The organism is Paraperlucidibaca baekdonensis (assembly GCF_003387535.1).
Classification (GTDB): domain Bacteria; phylum Pseudomonadota; class Gammaproteobacteria; order Pseudomonadales; family Moraxellaceae; genus Perlucidibaca; species Perlucidibaca baekdonensis.
Map to the genome: position 1 here is coordinate 1 of NZ_QUNR01000004.1, position 22820 is coordinate 22820.

Genomic DNA, 22820 nt, shown 5'->3' on the forward strand with positions numbered 1-22820 from the left:
TCGTTGATGGGGGGTTTGTCCTTGCTCATGGTGTCTCCGGTCTGATGCGACAGTGTCGCTTGGTAGACCGGTTACACAAAGTCTAGGACACCCTCCAAAAGTGCCAACCTCTATCTCCGCGTTCATCTTTTTAGCTAGCCCTTCTACTAGCCGCTCATTGGCCTTGGTAGCTTTTAAGTTTGTCTGTGGTCGAACTCGACATCCGCCAATACGCACATCAAATACAAACTTGCCCGTTTCTTTTCTTACTCGATAACTAACGTGTGCCATTTAATGCACCTCCTCTTGCCATTGGAATTGCTGTGACTTTGTTAAAGCCACCCAGCATTTCTTTTTCAATGTTTTCCCAGATGTACAATTTTTTCTTACCTCCAAATGGTCTTACGAAGTGAATGCCCTCTATCAAGAGCCTTGCGATGTGTCCGCGCGTAATTGTTTCTTTTGCGTAGGTAGTTCTGGTCGCTAACTCTTCTACTGTTATGTACTCGTGCATGGTGATACCCTCGTCATCATTAATTGCTTGGTTTGAGAAAATGTTGCTTGTGAGCAACATTCACCACCTATAGTACGCAGTGTCTGCCGCGTGTCAACATAAATTAATGCTTTTGAGCAACATATTCATACTGGAGGCAACATGATACGGTTCCGGCTGCGCGAGCTGATGGCTGATAAAGGCTTTGCGGAGAAGAGATTGGTGACGATGGGGGAGGTTGCGGAAGCGACGGGCCTTAACAGAAGTACGCTGACAAAAATTGCCAACACTCATGACTACAACTGCACTAGCGAAGTTATAGACAAGCTTTGTACTTACTTTGATTGTGAGATTTCAGACTTGATGGTTCACATCAAAGAGAACAAAGAGGCTTAAAGCTGAGTAAGAAAGGGCTGTGCCTCTAAAAACCAATTGGTCGAGGCATGGCTAATTTATTGAAGGTTGATTTTTAGTGCGCTAACAGGATCGGGCACAAAAGAGGCACAAAAAGGGCACAAATCACAGGCAAAAAAAAGACGCTCATCAGAGCGTCTTTTTTTCGTTGATAAATCAACAGTGTAGTGGTGGGTCGTCCGCGACTCGAACGCGGGACCAATTGGTTAAAAGCCAACTGCTCTACCAACTGAGCTAACGACCCAAATGCTTAACAAGGCATACCCTGTGCGAGCGAGGCGTAGTTTAGGGGCACACCCGCCCAAGGGCAATACCGTTTGCGTTTAACTGCTCAAGTTTTTACCAGTTTTTGTGTTTTTTCTTGGCGCACAATCGCGCGAACCTCGGCCTCGTGCCAATTATGCGCTTTGCGTTGGCGTAAATGTGCGATGCAGCGCTCGAGCGTGATGCTGATTTGCGACTGTGTACGAATCTGGTCGATCTTCGGCCACGTGGCGCGCTCACCTTGCTGGCGGAACCAAATCACTGATTCTTTCGTGGGGTTTTGCAGCATGTGCTTGTAATGCTCACGCGTATAACCGTTTGGTGCGATGGTGGCATCGCCATGATAGCTCTGCGAAATCATGGTGTAGGCGTGGCTGAGCATTTGCCGCAAGACTTCATTACGCGAGTTGTCGTGAATGGTTTGTAAGGTGCCCATGCCGAGCATGCGTGCTTGGGTTTTGAGGATGCGCTTGGGCAGCGAGCTGATATTGGCCTTGCCCGAGCGGCGCTGCTCCGACGCCAGTAGCGGCACAATATGCGGATTAACTTGGCTAGCAATAAAGTAATTCACATTGTACAGCCGCATCAGGCGGCGGCGTGGCATGTCGCTGCGCATGGAACCATCGACCCAACGCTCCAGCGGCATATAGGGCTGGTGCGAGCCATCGGCGGCTTTCGTGGTCAGCGTGACGGGTGGAAATAGCACAGGCACCGCGCAAGAGGCCAGTACCGCGCTCCAGACCAACAAATACGGCGAAGTAAGCTCGTTCATCAGGCGTGATTTTTGGTTCGTGCCCACCGGCGAAATGCTCACATTGATGTGGCGGCCGGTTTTCTCGAAGGCCTCTTGGAAGCTCATCTCACCGACATTTTGGCGTATGAACGTTTCCAATTGCTTCTGATTGGCAAAGCCTTTGCCACGCAGGCCATCGCTGATTTTGTTCCAGCTCCAGGCATGCTTATAGAGCGCATCGCCATCATAAAATGGCTCCATTTCTTCGCGCGTGTGGGTGCCGAGCATGGAGGCGACGAGCGAGCCGGCACTGGAGCCTGAAATGACAGTGGGTAATAAGCCGTGCTCATCGAGCGCTTTGCAAACGCCAATGTGGAACATGCCAAGTGTGGCGCCACCGGAGAGCTGCAGAGCGGGGCGGCCGAAGCTGCTTAAAATATCTTCAAACAGTGCCAGCTTTTCGTCATTGCTTAAGTGTTCAATGTCGGCATCGCAGAGATATTCCATGCTCGCGCAGACTTGCGAGACAAAGTCTTCAATGAGGCGCTTGGTGCCCACATGCGTGCGCGTGAACAGCATGGGATTACCCATATTGCCGAGATCGTGATGCAGGCCTTCGCGCAGCGCGCGGATCAACATTTTATGGTTATGCGTGGCCTGCCACTGACGCAGCGTGAGCAGCCGATCGCGCAATAGCTCGTGGTGATAATGGCTAGAAGCCGTCTCAATTTTCCATAAGTCGAAGCCCGTGAGGGCGTCGAGCTCTAATGAAGTTTCGCGCCACTCGCCATAGCTGCTGGCTTGTTCACGGGCGGCTTTCAGACGACTGATTTTCGGGTTGATGGCCATAATCGCGTACAGTACCGACAAATATAAAGCGTCGATGCTACCATGCGTCGAGCCCTTGTTCACCCGTGCTGAGCAGCAAAAAAGGCATGCTGCTGTAGGTTATTTGTCACGATAATTTCTTTGGAGGCTGCGTTGAATTCATCTGTCACTGCTATTGCTGAGCGCCCCCCGTTGGCCAGTAAGTCTGTGCCCTCGGCTTTGTCCGCACACGATGCATTCGAATGCTTGCGTGTCGTTGAGTTACCGCACTTGCAGGCCACATTTGCCGAATATCGCCACCGCGTCACCGGCGCGCGGCATTTGCATTTAGCCGCCGATAATCCCGAGAATGTATTTTTAGTGGCGTTTAAAACCATGCCCGAAGACTCGCGCGGCGTGGCGCATATTCTCGAGCACACAGCATTGTGCGGCTCAGAAAAATACCCCGTGCGCGACCCCTTCTTTTTAATGATCCGTCGCTCGTTAAACACCTTTATGAATGCCTTTACGGCGAGTGACTGGACGGCTTACCCATTTGCCAGCACCAATAAGCAAGATTTCGATAACCTGCTCAGCGTGTACTTAGACGCCGCTTTTTTTCCGCACCTCGATGCCTTGGATTTCGCCCAAGAAGGCATTCGCCGCGAGTTTGCCAGCGCCGACGACGATGCCGCGCTGGTCTATAAAGGTGTGGTGTTTAACGAAATGAAGGGTGCCATGAGCTCGGCTTATAGCGTGCTCTACGAGACCGTCAATCAGTTTCTCTTTCCAACCACTACGTATCACAACAACTCCGGCGGTGATCCGGCGCACATTCCAGACCTCACACACGATGACCTGCTGGCCTTTCATCGCCGTCATTACCATCCCTCCAATGCCGTGTTTATGACCTTTGGCGATGAGTCCGTGCTGAGCTTGCAAACGCGCTTTCAAGCACAGGCCTTGGCGCGCTTTGATGATGTTGCAACGCCTGTATTAGGCCGCGATGAAAAGCGCCTTGTGGCACCGCTGTGCGTGGACACGGCGTATGCGCCTGAAAGCGTTGAAGGCCCTCAAACACATCATGTCATGGGCTGGTTGCTGGGCTCGGCAAGCGACACCGATGCGCGTTTTGAGGCGCACCTTTTAAGCGGGGTGCTGCTGGAGAACTCCGCGTCACCCTTGCGAGCGGCGCTCGAAACCAGTGCCCTTGGTCAAGCGCCATCGGGGCTTTGCGGCGTAGATGACAATAGCCGCGAAATGACGTTTTTGTGCGGCTTAGAAGGCTCAGAGCCTGAGCACGCCGCGACCGTTGAAGCGATGATTTTGGCCACATTGACGCAGGTGGCGCGTGATGGCGTACCACTCGCCGATGTGGAGGCAGTCCTGCATCAGTTTGAGTTAAGTCAGCGTGAAATTGGTGGTGACAGCTACCCCTACGGCCTGCAGTTACTGCTTAATGGCCTGAGCCCGGCGTTACAAGAGGCCGATCCCGTAGCCGTATGGCAGGTTGAGCCGGCCTTAGCGCGTCTGCGCGAACTCATTAAAGACCCACGCTTTGTACCCAATTTAGTGCAAAAGCTGCTGCTCGATAATCCACATCGTGTGCGTCTGACGCTACGCCCCGATGCCCATTTGTCCGCTCGCCGCGATGCGCTTGAAGCCAGCCAGCTTGCCGCTGAGCGTGCGCAATTAACGCCAGCCGATTGTGCCGCGATTCGCGAGCAAACCGAGGCATTGCTGCGTCGCCAAAATGAAGCGCCCAACACCGACGTGCTACCGAAAGTCACGTTGGCGGATGTGCCGGTGCAAGCCAAGGCATTGACCGATGAGCGCGCACCCGTATTCAGCACCCTGGCCGAGCACCCCTTAACGCGTTATGCGCAAGGCACCAATGGCCTGTATTACCAGCAAATCGTCATCGATTTGCCGGCATTCTCGCCGCGCCAAACTCAACTTTTACCGCTCTACACCACGGTGTTTGCCGAGCTGGGTGCGGGCTCGCACGACTACAAAGCCCTGCAGCAGCGCCAAAGTGCCGTTACCGGCGGCCTGCGCATGAGCTTATCAGCACGCACAACGCGCACGAATGCCGAACAAGCGCAGGCGCACTTGATCGTCAGCGGCAAAGCATTGAGCTATAACCAAGACGCCTTTCAGCAGCTCGTCGATGAGAGTTTATTTGCCCAACGCTTCGATGAAACTGCCCGCATCGGTGAGCTCCTAGCCCAGTTAAAAGGCCGCTTAGAAGGCAGTATTACAGGCCAAGGTCATGCCTTAGCCATGGGCGCGGCTTCTCGCTCAATGAGCGCGCTGGCGGCGTTTCAGCAGCGCCATGGTGGCCTTTTTGGCATTCGTTTTTTACGCGAGCTGCATGCCAGCGCCGCCACACCCGAGGCGCTCAATGCCTTAGCGCAAGAGCTGGCTGCTATGCATCAGCTGGTGCTCTCCATGCCGCGCCAATTACTCATGATTGCCGAGCCTGAGGTGTTAACGCAGGCCATTGAAAGTGCGCAGCCATTATGGGCGATGCGGCGCACAGGCAGTGCCGAGCCGATGACGTGGCCCACGGCGAGCGAGCGGGTCAATGAGGCGTGGCTAACGCAAACGCAGGTGCATTTTTGTGCGCGTGCGTATCCGGCCGTACCCAGTGGTCATGCCGATGCCCCTGCGTTGATGGCGCTCGGCGGTATTTTGCGCAATGGCTTTTTGCATCGAGCCATTCGTGAGCAGGGCGGCGCTTACGGTGGCGGCGCCAGCTATGACGCCAATAGCTGCGCGTTTCGCTTCTTTTCCTACCGCGACCCGCGCCTGGCCGAGACCTTGGCCGATTTCGACGCCAGCCTCGACTGGCTACACAGTCAGCCGCTGCCTGCGTCGGCTTTAGAGGAGGTATTGTTAGGCTTATTTGCCGATCTCGATAAGCCCATGTCGCCAGCTGGCGAGGCGCGTCAAGATTTCCATCAGCAGCTTTATGGCCGTCGCCTAGCTGACCGTCAGGCATTACGCGAGAAGCTCTTGACGCTGACGCCCGAGGACATCGTGCGCGTGGCGCGCGAGTATCTGCAGCCGGAGCTCGCGCACACAGCGGTTATTGCGCCCATGGCAGCGGCTGAGCAAGTTGCGGCATTGGGCATGACGATACAAAAGCTGTAATTCGGCGAGCTTTCTACCAACCCAAACACCGCTGCTGGCGCTGCACGATACGCGCGCCGGCAGCACAGAGGAGTGCGGCAATGACGCAATCAACGCGACCGCTGGTGCATTTTGGTCATGCCAATGGTTTTCCCAGCGGCAGTTACGGGGCGTTTTTCGAGGCCCTCGGTGACGACATCGATATTATTGCTATCCCCAAGCTTGGTCATAATCCACGCTATGCGATTGCGCCAAACTGGCATGGCCTGGGTGATGAGCTCGCTGACTCCGTTCGGTCACAGGCCGATGGCCGCCCGGTGATCGCCCTTGGCCATTCGCTCGGCGGCATGTGCTCGTTGATCGCCGCACATCGCGACCCGAACCTATTTCAAGGCATCATCTTGATGGACCCGGCGACCATTAACCCACTAGCAGGAATGTTCATGGGCATGATGAAAGCCATTGGCCAGATTGATCGCATCACGCCGGCTGGGCGCAGCAAAGGGCGACGTGCGAGCTGGCCGAGCGCGCAAGCGATGCACGATTCATTACGCCATAAAGGCCTGTTTAAAGCCTTTAGCGATGACAGTTTCCAGTGTTATATGACCCATGGTTTAGTGCCCGATGGTGACGGCGTGCGCTTGGCATTCGAGCCCGAGCGCGAGGTTGAGATGTTTCGTCATACGCCGAGCGATTCCTGGCGTTATTGGCGACCATTGGCCATTCCGCGGGTGGTGATGACTGGCGCCAGTAGCGAATTTTTACGCAGCGGCAATATGGCGAAATTGGCGAAGGCCCAAGGCGTGCCGCTAGAGATCACGCTGGGCGATCACATGTTTCCATTAGAACAGCCGGCGCAAACGGCGGCGCGTGTGCGGGAACATATTTTCGCGATCCATGCCGGCACGCATAGCAGCCAGCCACGCCATCGCGCGTCATGAGCGAGTATCGTATTAGCCAAGCTTGGGGTCGTGGCGAGCTAGCCGTGAAAATTTGGCCTGGATCTGAAGCGGCGCTGCCCATTTTGGCCGTGCATGGCTGGATGGATAATGCCGGCACGTTTAATGAGCTAGCGCCGCGGCTGCGCGGTCATGCCATCCACGCACTTGATTTACCAGGTCACGGCTTAAGCGATCCGCGCCCGGCGGGCATGCGTTATCACAATGCCGATTTCCTCGACGATATTTATGCTGCCATGGCGCATATTGCGCCCAATAATGGCCCGCTGATCCTGCTCGGACATTCGCTTGGCGCGGGGCTGTTAATGCTCATCGCGGGGATTTTTCCAGAGCGCGTGAAGGCACTGATATTGATCGATGGCCTGGGGCCGATTTCAGCCGATCCCGCCAATTACGCACGTGATACGCGCGCGGCGATAGAAAATTTAGCGACTTATAATCCGAGCCGAAAGCCGATTGCTGATATTGACCAGGCTGTGGCGGCACGCCGTCACGGTGTCGCGGGCATGCTCAGTGAGCGCGCTTCACGCGCCTTGTGCGAACGTGCATTGAGGCAAACAGCGGCCGGCGAGCTGCGTTGGCGCACCGATAAGCGCCTGCGCTTAAATTCATTGATGCGCTATAGCGAAGCGCAAGTTTTGGCCTGCATTGATGCCATTACGGCGCCGTGTCTGCTGATTACCGGCGATCAAGGCCTGCCCAATACGCTGGGAAAAAATCAACCGCGATACGCGCAGCGCCTAGCGCATTTCAAACAGCTTGAGCAGGTGGCGCTCGAAGGCGGTCATCATTTGCATCTCGATGACTGCCCCGAGCGCGTAGCCGATGCCATTAACGCATTTTTAGCCGCGCAAGGCGGTTAAAGCGGTATGTAGATGGTCGCGCACGCCGGCTTTGCGTAGGCCGTCAGTGGCACATTCGAGCACATAGTCACTGGGGTTAAAGCGGGCAATGCGCAAACGGTATTCGGCATTTAAGCCGGGATAGAGCGTGTTGTTGCGGCCATTGGGGCTTAAGTACCAGCTGGCGCAGCCAGACTTCCATACCGTGTGTTCGCTGCGGCTGTCCATGCTGCTGACAAACGCGGCTTCAACTTCTGGCTTCACCGATAGCGCCTTAATGCCACGCTCGGCCTTTAATTTCAGCGCCTGATAGACGTAGTCAATTTGCGCTTCAGCGTAGGCAATCACCGATGTGTGGCCTGGACCCGTGAAGGGGCCAACTAAGAAATACAAGTTCGGGAAGCCCGCGGTGCTAATGCCTTGATAGGCCTCGGTGCCATCGCGCCATTTATCGTTGAGCTGAGTGTTATTAAGGCCAGTGATGGGCACGGGTGAGCCGGTGTGACGGACCTCGTAGCCAGTCGCCAAAATGATCACATCGAGCTCGTGGAGTTGGCCGTCGGCAGTGATCACGCCTTGCTCGCAAATGTGGCTGATGCCATTGGTTTCGAGCTGCACATGCTCGCGTTGCATGGTCGGATACCAATCACTCGACACCAAAACGCGCTTGCAGCCAAACTTAAAATTAGGCGTGAGCTTGGCGCGTAAGGCAGCATCTTTGACTTTGTGTTTGAGGTAGCTGGTGGCCAGCTTTTGTGGCTGCGATTTAAACAGGTCGTAGCGTAAAATCAAAAACGGCGCGGTTAGCTCATTGAACCAATACACCCCGAGGCGGCTGGCCAGCATGCGCGACGGTGAGCGGCGCTTGATGGCTTTCTCTTCTTCACTGATGTCGCGATCCATGCGTGGCATGATCCAATTGGCCGTGCGCTGAAACACTGTCAAGCTGGCAACGTCATCGGCAATCGCTGGGCCAACTTGAACCGCCGTAGCGCCGGTGCCGATGAGGCCAACACGTTTGCCTTTAAGGTCGACTGATTTATCCCAGCGCGCGGTGTGCAGCGTCTTGCCTTGGAAGCTGTCGAGGCCGGCAATATCGGGTTGCTTGGGGTCAGCAAAAGGACCTGGTGCGGTGATCAGCGAGCGTGCGGTAACCGTCTCGCCGCTGCTTAAACTCACCTGCCAATGGCCGCTGCTCGCGTCGTAGCGCGCGCCAGTCACCGCGGTGTTGAACTGAATAAACGGATACATGCCGTATTTATTCGCGCAATGACGCACATAGCTGTAAATTTCGCCTTGTTTGGCGTAGTCATTTGACCATTCGGCCCACGGTTCAAATGAGTAAGAGTAGAGCGCTGATTTCACATCACAGCCACAGCCGGGGTAGGTGTTATCACGCCAGGTGCCTCCGACATCGTGACCACGCTCAAAGACACGGAAGTTTTCCACGCCGCCAAGCTTGAGGCGAATGGCCATACCCAGTCCGGAAAATCCAGCGCCAACAATAACAGCGTCCAGCACAGTCGTGGCCGAGACGGGCGAAGCGGTGAGCGGGGCATTCATGGGCAGACTCCTGCGTGTGATGAAGTGCGCGCACTATTCCACAAGAAATATGACATCGTCAATTGTCAGAATGACATTTTATCGAAAAAATCACTCAAGTAGCTGACAGCCATGGGGTTTTTGGCGTAGTTTCATACCTATAACTACGAACATATCGAGGCTGTTATGCGTTCCATTAGCGAATTTCTCAACGAATACGGCAAAACTCATCGCCACCCCAGTAATCAACGCATTCATTTTCTCTGCGTGCCGGTAATTTTGATTAGCTCGTTGGCATTTGGCTGGCCCCTAAGCGCGGCGTTACTGGGCGTGGAGGCGGCTTGGGCACCGTTTGTCAATATCGCCACCGTGGCCTCTGTGCTCATGATCATTGGCTTTTATAGCCGTCTGGGTTGGCGTGCCGTAGCCGCTATGGCGGCATTTTTGGCGGTATCTATCGCGGTGATCATGGCCGTTGAACAGTCGAGCTTGCCGTTGGTGTGGACAGCGGCCATTGCGTGGATTGCAGCTTGGGCGCTCCAACTGGTGGGTCATAATATTGAAGGCGCGAAGCCAAGCTTTGTCGACGACCTCGTATTTTTGCTGATTGGCCCACTATTTGTTTTGGAAGAATGGGGCGTGCCATTGCGCGCTAAATAATCGCGACTAAAGTAGGTTTTGTCTGAGCGCGAACGAGTAGGCGAGCGCGTACACTCGGCCGCTTGATGTAGTCATTACTACGACAGGTCGAGGTTGTGTCATGCGCGCGCTGCAAGCAATTGAAAAAGGCTATCTTTTTGCATTAACCACGGTGTGCATTTGGTCTGGCTTCGTGATTATTTCACGCGTTGGTGGGCAAAGCCCGCTAACACCGTTTGATGTGGCGGCACTGCGCACACTGTTCGCGGCGGCTATTTTGTTGCCATGGTGGTTGCCACGCCTGTTGAATCCCGCCAAACGTAAGCTGCAGTGGTATCAGTCATTGAGCTTTGCTTTGTTGGCGGGCATTAGTTATCCCTTATTTGCTTATGGCGGCTTTCATTACGCGCCGGCCAACCACGGTGCGGTATTGATTGCTGGCACCTTGCCATTTTTCACTACACTGTTTGCGCTCATGTTATTGCGCGAAATGCCGAGCTTGCAGCGCATGTTGGGCTTGGCGCTGATTATTTCCGGCGTCACCACGCTGTTTGTTGCCATGATGCGTGGTGCGAGTTGGCAAAGCCTGCCTGGCGATCTGATGTTTCTTGCTGCCAGCCTGTGTTGGTCATTATTTGCCGTGTTGCTGCGCTATTGGCAAACGCGCGCATTCGACGTCACGCTCGGTGTGGTGGCATTCTCCCTGCTGGTGTATGTGCCGGTGTATGTCGTGTTTTTGCCCAAAGCGTTGGCGCAGGCGAGTTGGGGTGATATTGCGCTGCAAGGCTTTTACCAAGGCGGCATTGTGGTGTGTGTGGCGATGTGGACATTTGCCAAAGCGACCGAATTGCTCGGCGCCGTACGTGTGGCGGTGATTATGTCGGCGGTACCCGTGGCGGGCACGTTATTAGCGGTTGCATGGCTCGGTGAGCTGCTGACGCCTGCATCGGCCATGGGGTTGTTGCTGACATTTTTAGGCGCACTGATTGGCGCGTTGGCACGTGCGAAAGTGATTCTACCGGCTACGCCGTAAGTGGGGGTGCTGATGTGGCAGTCAGTAGCCACACCAGCGTTTGCGTTAGTCGTCTTGGCGCGATGTCCAGCGCTCAAGCAACTTACCCGCGGCCTCACGGCCACCCAAGCCAAAGGCGAGGGCAAACGCCACGGCCACGGCGCCGAGCGTTAAGCCAAAGGCTAAGTTGACGATCGAGTCGGCAATGCCCATGGCACGTAAGCCCATGGCAATCACAAGGCCGATCACCAAGGTGCGTACCAGGCCAGACAGCCAGGCGCTATCGCTACGGTTGTTTTGCGCGACCACACCCGCAATGACATTTGCCAGCCAAAAGCCAACCAGTAAGATCACTGCACCCAGCAAAATATCGCTACCGAATACGATAAAGGCGCTGACGAGTTGGCTCACGGCGCTGAAGCCAAGCTGATGAGCGGCCTCAATGCTGGCAAACAGCATGGCGAAAAACATCACCAGTTGCCCAATGACAGTCGATAGTGAGCGGTCGCCTAGCGCTTGGCCCATGCCAATTTTCTCTGGCAAGGTATCGAAGCCTGCGCTGGCCATAAGGCGGGTCACGAAGGCGCTTGCAAAGCGAGCCACATAGTAAGTCAGCACAATGATCAGTGCCGCGGCAATGATGCCGGGTACGGCGGAGACCAATTGATCGAGCAGGTTTTTCGCCGGCCCGGCAATCGCTTCAATGCCGAGAGCGTCGAGCGCGGAAATTAATGCCGGCACAAAGATCAGCAAAAACACCACGCTGCCGATGCCCTTTGCCAAGTCGACACTGTCGCTGAGGCCTATTTTGGCCGCGGCGTCAGAGAGCCGTGTGGCACCGAGCAGGTTGCTCACAATGCCGCTGACGACTTTCGCCACGGCATAACCGACCACGGCAATCACCGCTGCAGCAATGATATTGGGTAAGTAAGTCAGTAAGTTATCGATGAGGTTCTGCACCGGCTGCATGAGGCCATCGAGATCGAGTACACCCAAAATCAGCGGTAGAAACATCAATAAAATCAGCCAATAGGCCACATGACCCATGTTTTCGCTAATCGGCCGCATGCCGGCTTCGGCGCTGAGGCGCTCATCAACCGAAGTGGAGTTGAGTAACTTTGTAATGCCGGTACGCACCAACGAGGCCAACACCCAGCCGACCACCAGCAGCACCAAGCCTGAGACCAGTCGTGGCAAGTAGGTCATGACTTCGCCGAGCATATTCGATAAGGGCGCGGAGACATTAAACAGGCTGAGCAGATTGAAGCTGGCAATCAGTGCGATGAGGAAAATAAACCAAAAGGCGATACGCGCAACGATGGCTTCTAAGTTGGCGTCGATGCCGGTGCTTCGCCGCACGCGATCGTTAAGCTCAACAGTGGTCAATATTTTGCGTGACAATGCCGCAGCCATGAGCGCGACAATCCAACCCACCAGCAGTAACAAGAGCGCGCCAATGATGGCGGGGACTTGACCACTGAGGGTGTCTTGCAGGCGCTCGGCGAGGGAAAAGTGTTCCATGAGAAATTCTCCAAACCAAGGGGGGAGCTGACTAGGTTATTGATTTCAATAATGAGTCGCTTTTTTACCCTAGGGGAGATTACCGTCGCTGTAAACCGCAGAGCCGGTTTAGGCGACGGTGTGTCGGCACAACTTAGCTATTAATGAGCGCCAAATACTCGTTTCGCGTTTGCGGATTTTCGCGAAACATACCCAGCATAATCGAGGTTTTCATTACCGAGTTTTGCTTTTCCACACCGCGCATCATCATGCACATATGCTTGGCTTCGATGGTCACCGCCACGCCGCGCGCGTTGGTCACTTGCTGAATAGCATCGGCAATTTGCTTGGTGAGGTTTTCTTGGATTTGCAGGCGACGCGCATACATATCGGCAATGCGGGCCACTTTCGACAGACCCAAAACTTGCCCTGATGGAATATAGGCAACATGCACTTTGCCGATAAACGGCAGCAGATGGTGCTCGCAGAGCGAATACAGCTCGATGTCTTTGACCAACACCATTTGGTCGTTGTCGGAAGGAAATACCGCGCCATTAACTAAGGTGTCGAGGTCTTCTTCATAGCCTTTGCAGAGGTATTTGAAGGCTTTGGCAGCGCGTTTTGGGGTGTCGAGCAGGCCGGGACGGCCCAGGTCTTCACCCACTGCGCGGATAATATCTGCGTAGGCGTTTTCCATGGTTGTTCTCGTGTGATCTAGTGAGCCTGCACGCTAGCGATTAACGCCGCATGAGTAAAGCCTACAGCGGCTCGGGTTTGTCGAGTCTTGGGTCGATGCGTGCTTGGCGATCGCGCTTGAGCAGCAAGACCACCGCGCCGGTACCGCCATCGCGCGGGATGGCTGAGCTAAACGCGAGCACTTGCGGCAGTTGCTTGAGCCAGCCATTGACCGCGCTTTTCAAGACCGCTTGGCCGTTGATCAGGCCTTTGCCATGGACGATTTTGGCAACCTGTAGGTGTTCTTTTTGACAGTTATCGAGCAGGTTCAGCACGGCCTCGCGGGCTTGATCGAGCGTGCAGCCATGTAAGTCCACGGCGGCCTGCCAGTTGAGCTTGCCGGCTTTGAGCTGATCGAATTGGCGCGGCTGCAGGCCTTGTTGGCGAAAGGCGAGGATGGCTTCTGGCGCTACGCTGGCGAGCAGCGCCACGGTATCTGAGAGTGGCTGATCAATGCGTTCAAGCTCGCCCTCGGCTTGGGCGCGACGCAGCAGCGCTTGCGGGCTGGGCGTGGGGCGTCGCGTGGGGCGTGGTGGTGGCGCGGGGGCATGAATGCGCTTGGCGCCGTGCATGGCGCGCGCAAATAGCTCCTCTTCACTGAGCTCGGGCATACGTGCCGGTTTAGTCGGCGTTGCCGCTGAGACCACGGCCGTCTCGGCCTTGAGCTGGCGTTTTAGCGCGCTGAGCAGCGGATCTTTCATCGATAACTATCCTCGTTGACCAAGTCATGCCCAATGTCCATGGTATGCACGGGCCAGTGGGGCTAACCCTGAAGCGCTAGCTAGTATAAAATCATCAGTCCCAAGCAGCCTACACGGGTTGCGAATTTATTGCCGGATGGCTAAGGAGTGCGCGTGAGCGATCTATCTGATGACTTAATGCTATCTGATGAAGTACTCGCGGAGGCGCAACAACACTTAGTCAGCATTCGCGACTGGATACGTTTTGGCGTGAGCTGCTTTCGTGGCTGTGACGTGCATTTAGGCCATGGCAGCGATGACCCGTTTGCTGAGGCCACGGCACTGGTCATGCAAACGCTGAATTTGGCGTGGTCTGCCGATGCCGAAATCATCGATGCCGTGGTGCTGCCGAGCGAGCGCGCGGCCATTGCCGAGGTGTTAAAGCGTCGAGTCAATGACCGCACGCCATTAGCGTATTTATTGAATTTGGCGTATTTCGCCAATTTGCCATTTTATGTCGATGAGCGCGTGTTGGTGCCGCGCTCGCCGATCGCCGAGCTTATTGAGAGCCGCTTTTTGCCGTGGCTAAGTGTTGAGCCGCAGCGCATTTTAGACTTGTGCACGGGCTCCGGCTGCATTGCCATTGCCTGCGCGATGGAGTTTCCCGAGGCCATTGTCGATGGCACCGATATTTCTATCGATGCCCTGAGTGTGGCGGCGCTCAATGTTGAGCATCACGAACTTACCGAGCGCGTTGGCCTTATTGAGTCGGATGTGTTTAATAAACTTCCCGGCCAGCGCTACGATTTAATTGTCAGCAACCCGCCCTATGTGGATGCCGAAGACATGGCCGACTTGCCGCTGGAGTTCACACGCGAACCAGAGCTTGGCCTGGCCTCCGGCGTCGATGGCCTCGACATTACCAAGCGTATTTTGGCCGAAGCCGCCGACTATCTCACCGACGATGGCGTGCTCGTGGTCGAGGTCGGTAATTCACAATGGGCCTTGCAGCAAACCTTCCCCGATGTGCCCTTTGTTTGGGTCGACTTTATTCGCGGCGGGCAGGGCGTGTTTGTCTTAAGCGCAGCCGAGTGCCGTGAACATCAAGCCACTTTTGAGAGCAGTATCTGATGGCCGGAAATAGCCTAGGACAAGTCTTTCGCGTCATGACCGCTGGTGAGTCGCATGGCCCAGCCTTAACTGCGATTGTCGATGGGGTGCCGCCCGGTGTGGCGCTGACTGAGGCCGATTTGCAGGGTGATCTTGATCGCCGCAAACCGGGCACCTCGTCGTTTGCTACGCAGCGTCGCGAAGACGATGTGGTGCGCATTTTATCCGGCGTGTTTGAGGGCAAAACCACGGGCACGCCGATTGCGCTGGTCATTGAAAATACCGATCAGCGCTCGAAAGATTACGGCAATATTGCCGATACGTTTCGACCGGCTCACGCCGACTACACCTACACTCACAAATATGGCTTTCGCGATTATCGCGGCGGTGGCCGTTCGAGTGCGCGCGAGACCGCCATGCGCGTCGCCGCCGGTGCCATTGCGCGTAAGGTGTTGAGTGAGCATTTTGGTGTGCGTATTCGCGGCCGTGTGGCGCAAATTGGCGACATTAAAGCGAAAACCTGCGACTGGGATTATGTCCGCGACAACCCGTTTTTCTGCGGTGATCGCGATGCGGTGGCGCAGATGGAGGCTTTGGTGTTGAGCATGCGCAGCGAAGGCTCAAGCATTGGTGCGGCTATTGAGGTGTTTGCTGATGGCCTGCCAGTGGGATGGGGCGAGCCGGTGTTTGATCGCCTCGATGCTGATTTGGCGCATGCCATGATGAGTATCAATGCCGTCAAAGGCGTGGAAATTGGCGATGGTTTTGCGGTGGTGAATCAGCGCGGTGAGCAGCATCGCGATGAGCTCACGCCCGATGGCTTTCTCAGCAACCATGCCGGCGGTGTGCTTGGCGGCATCTCCACCGGCCAAGACTTGGTGGTGCGTATTGCCCTGAAACCCACGTCGAGTATTACCACGTCGGGGCGCAGTATTAATCTCGCCGGCGAGGCCATTGAGGTGGTCACCAAAGGCCGTCACGATCCCTGCGTGGGCGTGCGCGCGACACCCATTGCTGAGGCCATGATGGCGATTGTCTTGCTCGATCATGCGCTGCGTCATCGTGCGCAAAATGCCCGTGTCCAATGCAGCACGCCGGTGATCGCCGCGCAGGCGCCGTGAGTTCAGCAGCACGCCCACCGTTTGTTGCGCTGGGCGCGTTTTACTTCTTCTACTTTGCCGTCATTGGCGGTTTCATGCCGTATTGGGGCCTGTATCTGCAGAGCCTCGGTTTTAACGCGGCTGCCATCGGCGAGCTGATGGCGGTGGTGATGGCAACCCGCATCATCGCACCGAATTTCTGGGGCTATATTGCTGACACCACCGGTCAGCGTTTGCGCCTAGTGCGCATCGGCGCGCTGATGATCTGTGTTGGCTGGCTGGGCGTATTTATTGCGCGTGAGTTTTGGCCATTAGCCGCGGTGCTGTTGGCTTATGGCTTCTTCCAAAATGCCATTTTGGCGCAGTTTGAAGCGGTCACCATGGCGCATCTTGGCGATCAGCGCGCGCGCTACAGTCAGGTGCGAGTGTGGGGCTCGCTAGGTTTTATTGTCACCGGCACAGGCTTAGGCTTGGCCTTTGATTACTACCCGGTGAGCGCACTGCCATTGGCGCTTTTAGCGTGTGCGGTCGCCACGTGGTTGGCGAGTCTTTGGGTGCCGGATATTGCCACGCCGACGCGGCAAGCAGCGCAGGCCAGTGTGTGGCAAACACTGAAGCGCACCCCCGTGTGGAGTTTTTTTCTAGCGCATTTTCTGCTGCAACTGTCGCATGCGCCGTATTACACTTTCTACAGCATCTTCCTCGAGGAGCATGGTTATTCACGCTCGCATATCGGCTGGTTATGGGGCGTGGGCGTACTGGCCGAGGTCGGTATATTTTTAGTGATGCACCGATTTTTGCCGTGGGTCGGTGAGTATCGCTTGATGCTCATTAGTCTGTTGTTAGCCGCGTTGCGCTGGATTCTGATTGGCCAGTTTGTTGATAGCGTGGTGATTATTTGGCTGGCGCAGCTGCTGCATGCGGCGAGTTTTGCCACCTTTCATGCCGCGGCCATGGCGCGCGTGTATCGCTATTTTGGCGATGGCAATCAAGGACAAGGTCAGGCGATCTACAGCATGCTGTGGGGCACGGGCGTGGCGCTGGGTTCGTGGTGGGTTGGCATGGTTTGGGCGCCAGACACCGGGCCGTGGGTCTTCACGGCGGCGGCTGGTTTGTGTGTGATGGCGTTTGTGCTGATGAGCACGGCCGCGCGTTATGGCCGCGCAGCCTAAGCGCGCGGACTTAGTCCCAGCGCCCATTGCGCGCGGCAATAACACGCACGCGGTTAACCCCACTGGCGCGACAATGGGGCAGGCGCTCAGCGAAATCACGCGGGCGCAATAAATGTGCGCTGCCAAAACCACAATGCTCGAGTGCTTGCTCGGCGCTGACCTCGCCATCGAAATGCAAATGCACCTGACTGCGGACAAAGCGCGAGAGCATCGCAATAAAGGCTCTACTGGCTACATCGTCGCCCAAATGCCCGAGATGAATATCCGATAAATACAGGCCGCGCTGCATGCGCGACAGTGCCTGAGCGATACGCCCCCACAGCGCGATCACCGACTCGGTGGGAAAGTAATTGAGCAGACCCTCGGTAATAATGGCTGTGCCTTTGCGCCGATCGAGCGAGCTCATCAAGGCATTTAGGCTGAGCGCGCCGTCGTCGGCAAAGGCGTCGATATCGACGACGCGATGATTAGCGCTGTCGAGGCCGGCGCTTTGCAGCACATCGCGTTTGCGCTGCGCCATGGCCGGCAGGTCGGCTTCAATGTAGTCAATGGCGGCCCCGTGGCGACTCGCAAAGCGCCAGCCGCGCGGCGATAAACCGCTAGCAATTTCAATGACCTGCGTAATGGCACCACTGGCGATGGCGCGCTCTAACTGTAAGTCGATGAGCGTATGGCGAGCCAACAAGATGGCATCCATGGTCGGCCCGCCGGTGCGTGCCGATAGCCATTGCGGCGCTCGCAAAGCGGCATACAGCGCCTGACCTTTGAGCGTGGCAAATGACGGGTGCGAGAGCTCATGGGCGACCCAGACATAGCCGGTGTAATGTGCCGTTGGGCTGATGTTGTCGTGGCCTGCCATGCGTGCTCCCCAATCTTCTCAATGGCGAAAGCCTAAGGCCAAGCGCGTCTGGGCGCTAGCGCGGTTTATCCGAAATCACCACGCTCTCGCCAATGCCCCAGACCGGAAAGCGTGCAGCCGGCAGATTTGCCGCTTGGCGTGCGAGTGCTAAGTCTTCGGCGGGCTGCTCGATGCGCTCATTGCTTAGCACCAGCGTGCCCCAATGAATCGGCAGGCTCACGCGCGCCCCCACATCATGAGCAATTGTCACTGCCTCATCGGGGCTGATGTGTTGGCGCTGCGTTAATGGCCGCGGCAGGTAGGCGCCAATGGGCAGCAAAGCCACATCCATCGCGCCTAAGCGCTGGCGAATATCGCGAAAATCTTTGGAATAGCCGGTGTCGCCGGCAAACAGCAGCTGTTGCTCAGCGCTCTGCAGCACAAAACCGCCCCACAGACTCTCGTTGCGCGCGCGCTTGAGAAAGTGTCGGCTCCAATGCTGCACTGGCACAAAATGAATGCGCAGACCATCGAGCGCTTTGATTTGCCACCAGTGCATCTCAATCACCTGCGTCAGGCCCAACTCACGCAGCCACGCGCCATCACCGGCGGGCACATAAAAAATTGCTGGGCCTCCGGCTTGGTGTTGTAACGCCAGCAGACTGGCCGGGTCTAAATGGTCGTGATGGTTGTGCGAAATCAGCACGGCATCGATATGCGGCAGGTCGGCCACGGCGATCGGCAGGGCTTTATGGCGCGTAGGGCCGAGCCATTGCACCGGGGAGGCGCGTTCGGAAAAAAACGGATCGGTGAGTAGGCGTTTGCCGGCCATTTCCACCAGCACCGTGGCGTGGCCTAGCCAGGTCACACGCAGGCCATTGGCCGCTGTCTTGAAGCGCTCGGGATCAATGGCCTGCCATGGCACGGCGGCGTCATTATGAACAATGGCCGGCCCGGTGAGCCTCTCCCAGGCCCAGCCAATAAGGTCTTGCCATTGTGGCTCACGCCCGGGGTAATTGTTCTGAAAACCGCTGTCTGCATCCGGTGGCGATGGGCTGCAAGCGCTCATCGAGCCCAACAGCAAAGCAAGCAAAACTACGGTAACGAGCGTTCTACGTGTCATGATGCCAACCTAAACTAAGCGCCCCGCGTGCGCGCTACCGATAAACCCATGTCAGCGAGTGTAACGATTATGCGATGGCTGTGTCTGATTCAACGTGTGCTAGTGAGCGCTATTTTATTCAGCGGTTTTTCATTAACGGCCTATGCCCAGGAGCTGCCCGTGCCCGAGACCTTGCGCTTTAGCTCGCCGAGCTGGCCGGCGGCCTTAGACGCTGATCTCTATCGCCCCAATGGCCGTGGGCCATTTCCCACGGTGCTGCTGATCCACGGCGGTGGCTGGAATAGCGGCACCCGCGATGCCGGCTATGTGAAACAGATTGCCGAGCATTTGCAGCGCAGCGGCTATGCGGCCTTGGCGGCGTCGTATCGACTCGCCCCGCAGGCACGCTTTCCGGCACAGCTCGATGACATGAGCGAGGCCATCCGCTGGCTAAAAGCGCATGGCGCTGAGCATGGTCTGGCCACTGAGCAGATCGCGGTTTGGGGCTATTCGGCGGGCGCGCATTTGGCCTCGCTGATCTCAACGCAGCCGCAAGCGCTGCCGATTGTCGCGGTGATCGCCGGCGGCACGCCGGCGGAGCTGCGCGTGTGGCCTAAGTCACCGATGGTCAAAGACCTGCTCGGTCAAGCCCGCGATGAAGCGCCTAAGCTCTGGGCAGAGGCGTCGCCAGTGGCGCAAGTCAACGCACAAACGCCGCCGCACTTTCTCTATCATGGCCGCCTCGACACCCTCGTGGCCTACTCGCAAGCCGAGAAACTGAAAGCCGCTTTGGACGCCGTCGATGTGCCTGTCACGCTTTATACGCGCTGGTTTTATGGCCATATTTTGACTGCTGTCGCGCCCGGTGGCAGCTTCAGTGCCGCCACCGATTTTCTCGCGAGCTATCTGCCGCCCATGCCCGCTCAGGCCGCCGCGCCGCCATTAACGCCTCCCGTGGAGACCTCCCATGCTGACTGATGAACTCCTGCCGGTGCTAGTCGCCACGGTGCTCATGGTCATCGCCTTTTCGATTACCTGGGCGGTGCAGCTGCGCACCCAAAATGCCGGCATTGTCGATGCCGTGTGGCCATGGAGCCTAGGCGCCACCGGTGCCATTTATGCACTCTTGGGCCAAGGCGACTGGCTGAGCCGAGGCGTGATGGGCGTGCTGGCGCTGCTCTGGGGCCTGCGTTTGGGCTGCTATTTATGGCAACGCAATCACGGCCAGCCCGAAGATGGTCGCTATGCGCGTTTTCGCGAATCCTGGGGCGATAGCGCCGCGTGGAATATGTATTGGTTTTTCCAATTTCAAGTGCTGATGGCCTTGCTGTTATCTGTGGGTTTTTGGGTGGTCGCTGTGCGCGAAACGCCGGTGTCGACGTTTGCCATTGTGCTCGCCGTGGTGATTTGGCTGGTATCCGTGATTGGCGAGCATATTGCCGATCAGCAGCTCAATGCCTTTCGTAATAACCCGGCCAATAAAGGTCAAGTCTGCCAGCAAGGCTTGTGGTATTACTCGCGCCATCCGAATTATTTTTTTGAATGCTTGCACTGGTTGGCCTATGTGCCGCTGGCGTTTGGCGGGCCGTGGTGGGGCTTGAGCGTGTTGCCAGCGCTGATTATGGCGTGGCTGCTGACGCGCATGTCGGGCCTACCGTTGACCGAGGCGCAAGCGGCAAAGTCGCGCCCGGGCTATGCCGATTACATGGCGACCACCAGTGCGTTAATTCCATGGCCACCGAAGCGCGGCTAACGATAATTTTTACCCAGAGTCGGCTTCACGGAGCCGACGTTATTAGATGAACAACAAGAGAGAGCGGTAATGGATGTGATTGACCTGTGTGAACGTGGCTTAATTCCCGATGGCTTAACGCGTTATGGCATGCGCAAATTGATGCACAAACGCTTAGTCGACGAGGGCGCTTTCGATAGCGAAATGGCCAGCATACGCCGCCAAGCCTTGCTCGATGACCTGCGCCAAAGTCCCATTGCCATTGAAACGCAAGCCGCCAATGAGCAGCACTACGAAGTGCCAGCGGCGTTTTTCCATCGCCATTTAGGCCCGTGCTTAAAGTACTCCTGCTGCTTGTATCCCACCGGCAATGAAACGCTGGCCGAGGCCGAGGAGCTGATGCTCGCCCTCTACGCTGAGCGCGCCGGCCTCACCGATGGCATGCGTATTTTAGACTTGGGCTGCGGCTGGGGCTCGCTGTCGTTGTGGCTGGCGAAGCGCTACCCGAACTCGACCATCGTGGGGCTGTCGAACTCCAACGGTCAGCGCGAATTTATTGAAGGCCAGGCGCGTGAGCGCGGCATCACTAATTTGACCATTCTGACCGGCAATATCGTCGATTTTGATTTTCCCGCGACTTCCAACGCCGGTGCGATGTTGGAACCCGGTTTTGACCGCGTGATGTCCATCGAAATGTTCGAGCACATGCGCAATTACGGCCTGCTGTTAGCGAAAATTTCGCGTTGGCTAGAGGCCGACGGCAAGCTCTTTGTGCATATTTTTGCGCACCGTCATTTGGCCTATTTCTTTGAAGACAAAGAGGCCGATGACTGGATGACACGCTACTTTTTCACTGGCGGCATCATGCCCAGTGAAACGCTGTTCGCGAACTTTCAAGATGACCTCACGCTCGACACGCAATGGTGGGTCGACGGTCGTCATTATGAGAAAACCTCGAACCATTGGTTGGCCGGCATGGATGCGCAGCGCGCCACCTTGATGCCGCTGTTGGTGGAAACTTACGGCGCCGATCAAGCGGCGATTTGGTTTCAACGCTGGCGCATGTTTTATCTGGCCGTGGCGGAGCTGTTTGGCTACGAGCAAGGTCGCGAATGGGGTGTGGGTCACTATTTATTTAGCAAGCGCTAGGAGTTTTTCATGCCGCATCGACCACTAATGATACGTGCGCTAGCCGTCACCGGGCTGTTAGTTGCTACGCTGTTTGCGCCGCTGACGCAGGCCGAGACGCGCACTTATTACGGCTATGCCACCGATTTAGAAACCGGCGAATACCGCTACACCGAGGTGCATAAGCATCAGTTTGATGGTGATCGCTGGTTATCGGGCGTGATGAAATTTTATGCCCCTGATGGCCGCTATATGGGCGATAAGACCTTGGACTTTAGCCAAGATCCGTATATTCCCATGGTGCGTTTCACGCTGGGTGGCGGGCGCTACCAAGATGCCGTGACAAAAATCGATGCGAAGGCCATCACGGTCGAGACCAAGCGCGATGACGACGTCAAAACCGAGCGTATTGCGCGTCGTAAAAACCTCGCCGCCGACTCGGGCTTCAACGCGTTGTTGGTCGATAATCTGGGCAATTTTAAGGCGGGCAAGCGTGTCGATTTGAGCTTGGTGGTGATTGGTCGGCGCGACTATTATCGCTTCAAAGCCATCCCTAAAGGCACGCTCGATTTCGCCGGCGAAAAGGCGATTCGCGTGCGCATTGAGCCCGACTCCTTGCTGCGCTTTTTGGTCGATCCGCTCGATGTTATTTATGGCCTAGACAGCAAGTCATTGCTGCGTTACGAGGGTATTTCCAACATTCTCGATCGCAACACTGGCAAGCCGTTTAATGTGCGTATTGATTACCGTATCAAGCCTGATGGTGTGCCAGTGAAGTTGCCGCCAGCGCTATAACCGCTGTTTATGCGCAATCAGGCTGCCTCTTATCGGAAAGCGCTGAAAACTCGCGGATGTTGAGTGCGCGGCGCCGGCATCGCGCGCTACTCTCTTTTGTCTTGGCCTG

At 56.3% G+C, this 22820-nt stretch carries 22 protein-coding genes and 1 tRNA gene; 13 read left to right on the forward strand and 10 right to left on the reverse strand.

Going from position 1 to position 22820, the window contains the following annotated elements; translation table 11 throughout:
- On the reverse strand, window positions 1-270 hold a 270-nt coding region (locus tag DFR26_RS08730), incomplete at its 3' end, for an Arm DNA-binding domain-containing protein (protein ID WP_116208927.1).
- Window positions 257-493 carry a hypothetical protein gene (locus tag DFR26_RS08735; protein ID WP_116208928.1) on the reverse strand — a complete coding sequence of 79 codons (237 nt, stop codon included), beginning with the start codon at window positions 491-493 and terminating at the stop codon, window positions 257-259. The genes DFR26_RS08730 and DFR26_RS08735, both read right to left, overlap by 14 nt.
- Before the next feature lie 141 nt (window positions 494-634).
- Here DFR26_RS08735 and DFR26_RS08740 point away from each other — a divergent pair, with 141 nt between their 5' ends.
- A complete protein-coding gene (locus DFR26_RS08740) occupies window positions 635-868 on the forward strand; it encodes a helix-turn-helix domain-containing protein (protein ID WP_116208599.1) in 234 nt (77 codons plus the stop codon).
- 186 nt (window positions 869-1054) lie between these two features.
- Here DFR26_RS08740 and DFR26_RS08745 read toward each other — a convergent pair.
- Together DFR26_RS08745 and DFR26_RS08750 are read right to left on the reverse strand one after the other, a co-directional pair.
- A tRNA-Lys gene (locus tag DFR26_RS08745) sits at window positions 1055-1130 on the reverse strand.
- Window positions 1131-1217: 87 nt separating this feature from the next.
- Window positions 1218-2753 (reverse strand): DUF3336 domain-containing protein, encoded by a 1536-nt coding sequence (locus tag DFR26_RS08750; protein ID WP_220375758.1) that lies wholly within the window; start codon window positions 2751-2753, stop codon window positions 1218-1220.
- A 150-nt stretch (window positions 2754-2903) separates the two neighbouring features.
- Here DFR26_RS08750 and DFR26_RS08755 point away from each other — a divergent pair, with 150 nt between their 5' ends.
- The 3 genes from DFR26_RS08755 to DFR26_RS08765 all read left to right on the forward strand — a co-directional run bounded on the left by DFR26_RS08755 (window position 2904) and on the right by DFR26_RS08765 (window position 7647).
- Window positions 2904-5846, forward strand: a complete 2943-nt coding sequence (locus DFR26_RS08755) for an insulinase family protein (RefSeq protein ID WP_116208930.1) — start codon at window positions 2904-2906, stop codon at window positions 5844-5846.
- A gap of 80 nt (window positions 5847-5926) precedes the next feature.
- A complete protein-coding gene (locus tag DFR26_RS08760) occupies window positions 5927-6766 on the forward strand; it encodes an alpha/beta fold hydrolase (protein WP_116208600.1) in 840 nt (279 codons plus the stop codon).
- Window positions 6763-7647, forward strand: a complete 885-nt coding sequence (locus tag DFR26_RS08765; RefSeq protein ID WP_116208601.1) for an alpha/beta fold hydrolase — start codon at window positions 6763-6765, stop codon at window positions 7645-7647. Before DFR26_RS08760 ends, DFR26_RS08765 begins: the two co-directional genes overlap by 4 nt.
- Here DFR26_RS08765 and DFR26_RS08770 read toward each other — a convergent pair.
- A complete protein-coding gene (locus DFR26_RS08770; protein WP_116208602.1) occupies window positions 7627-9189 on the reverse strand; it encodes a flavin-containing monooxygenase in 1563 nt (520 codons plus the stop codon). The two genes, DFR26_RS08765 and DFR26_RS08770, sit on opposite strands and share 21 nt — an antisense overlap.
- 165 nt (window positions 9190-9354) lie before the next feature.
- Here DFR26_RS08770 and DFR26_RS08775 point away from each other — a divergent pair, with 165 nt between their 5' ends.
- A complete protein-coding gene (locus tag DFR26_RS08775; protein WP_116208603.1) occupies window positions 9355-9828 on the forward strand; it encodes an Mpo1 family 2-hydroxy fatty acid dioxygenase in 474 nt (157 codons plus the stop codon).
- Window positions 9829-9928: 100 nt separating this feature from the next.
- Window positions 9929-10840, forward strand: coding sequence for a DMT family transporter (locus tag DFR26_RS08780; RefSeq protein ID WP_116208604.1), 912 nt, complete (start codon window positions 9929-9931; stop codon window positions 10838-10840).
- 45 nt (window positions 10841-10885) lie between these two features.
- On the opposite strand, the gene DFR26_RS08785 is transcribed toward DFR26_RS08780, so the two are convergent.
- From DFR26_RS08785 to DFR26_RS08795, 3 genes are all read right to left on the reverse strand, one after another.
- Window positions 10886-12340 (reverse strand): mechanosensitive ion channel, encoded by a 1455-nt coding sequence (locus tag DFR26_RS08785; protein WP_116208605.1) that lies wholly within the window; start codon window positions 12338-12340, stop codon window positions 10886-10888.
- A 133-nt stretch (window positions 12341-12473) separates the two neighbouring features.
- Window positions 12474-13016 carry a GTP cyclohydrolase I FolE gene (folE, locus tag DFR26_RS08790; RefSeq protein WP_116208606.1) on the reverse strand — a complete coding sequence of 181 codons (543 nt, stop codon included), beginning with the start codon at window positions 13014-13016 and terminating at the stop codon, window positions 12474-12476.
- A 61-nt stretch (window positions 13017-13077) separates the two neighbouring features.
- A complete protein-coding gene (locus DFR26_RS08795) occupies window positions 13078-13755 on the reverse strand; it encodes a Smr/MutS family protein (protein WP_116208607.1) in 678 nt (225 codons plus the stop codon).
- A gap of 177 nt (window positions 13756-13932) precedes the next feature.
- Here DFR26_RS08795 and prmB point away from each other — a divergent pair, with 177 nt between their 5' ends.
- The 3 genes from prmB to DFR26_RS08810 are packed head-to-tail and all read left to right on the forward strand — an operon-like array spanning window position 13933 to window position 17116.
- On the forward strand, window positions 13933-14865 hold the full coding sequence (gene prmB, locus DFR26_RS08800) for a 50S ribosomal protein L3 N(5)-glutamine methyltransferase (RefSeq protein WP_116208931.1): 933 nt from the start codon (window positions 13933-13935) through the stop codon (window positions 14863-14865).
- Window positions 14865-15965: a chorismate synthase gene (aroC, locus tag DFR26_RS08805; RefSeq protein WP_116208608.1), complete on the forward strand. Its 1101-nt coding sequence runs from the start codon at window positions 14865-14867 to the stop codon at window positions 15963-15965. The genes prmB and aroC overlap by 1 nt, the downstream gene beginning before the upstream one ends.
- Window positions 15962-17116: an MFS transporter gene (locus DFR26_RS08810; protein ID WP_220375759.1), complete on the forward strand. Its 1155-nt coding sequence runs from the start codon at window positions 15962-15964 to the stop codon at window positions 17114-17116. The genes aroC and DFR26_RS08810 overlap by 4 nt, the downstream gene beginning before the upstream one ends.
- Window positions 17117-17126: 10 nt before the next feature.
- Here DFR26_RS08810 and DFR26_RS08815 read toward each other — a convergent pair whose 3' ends face one another.
- Window positions 17127-17975: a class I SAM-dependent methyltransferase gene (locus tag DFR26_RS08815; protein ID WP_116208610.1), complete on the reverse strand. Its 849-nt coding sequence runs from the start codon at window positions 17973-17975 to the stop codon at window positions 17127-17129.
- A gap of 55 nt (window positions 17976-18030) precedes the next feature.
- Window positions 18031-19077, reverse strand: coding sequence for an MBL fold metallo-hydrolase (locus DFR26_RS08820; RefSeq protein ID WP_220375760.1), 1047 nt, complete (start codon window positions 19075-19077; stop codon window positions 18031-18033).
- A gap of 69 nt (window positions 19078-19146) precedes the next feature.
- Between DFR26_RS08820 and DFR26_RS08825 the strand changes: the two genes are divergently transcribed.
- The 4 genes from DFR26_RS08825 (at window position 19147) to DFR26_RS08840 (ending at window position 22711) form a co-directional block, all read left to right on the forward strand.
- Window positions 19147-20034, forward strand: a complete 888-nt coding sequence (locus DFR26_RS08825; RefSeq protein WP_181899031.1) for an alpha/beta hydrolase — start codon at window positions 19147-19149, stop codon at window positions 20032-20034.
- A complete protein-coding gene (locus DFR26_RS08830; RefSeq protein ID WP_116208613.1) occupies window positions 20024-20809 on the forward strand; it encodes a DUF1295 domain-containing protein in 786 nt (261 codons plus the stop codon). Before DFR26_RS08825 ends, DFR26_RS08830 begins: the two co-directional genes overlap by 11 nt.
- 69 nt (window positions 20810-20878) lie before the next feature.
- The gene (locus DFR26_RS08835) at window positions 20879-21937 is read left to right on the forward strand and encodes an SAM-dependent methyltransferase (RefSeq protein WP_116208614.1); all 1059 of its coding nucleotides are present in this window, start codon (window positions 20879-20881) and stop codon (window positions 21935-21937) included.
- 9 nt (window positions 21938-21946) lie between these two features.
- The gene (locus DFR26_RS08840; protein WP_116208615.1) at window positions 21947-22711 is read left to right on the forward strand and encodes a hypothetical protein; all 765 of its coding nucleotides are present in this window, start codon (window positions 21947-21949) and stop codon (window positions 22709-22711) included.
- The last annotated feature ends 109 nt before the right edge of the window (window positions 22712-22820 follow it).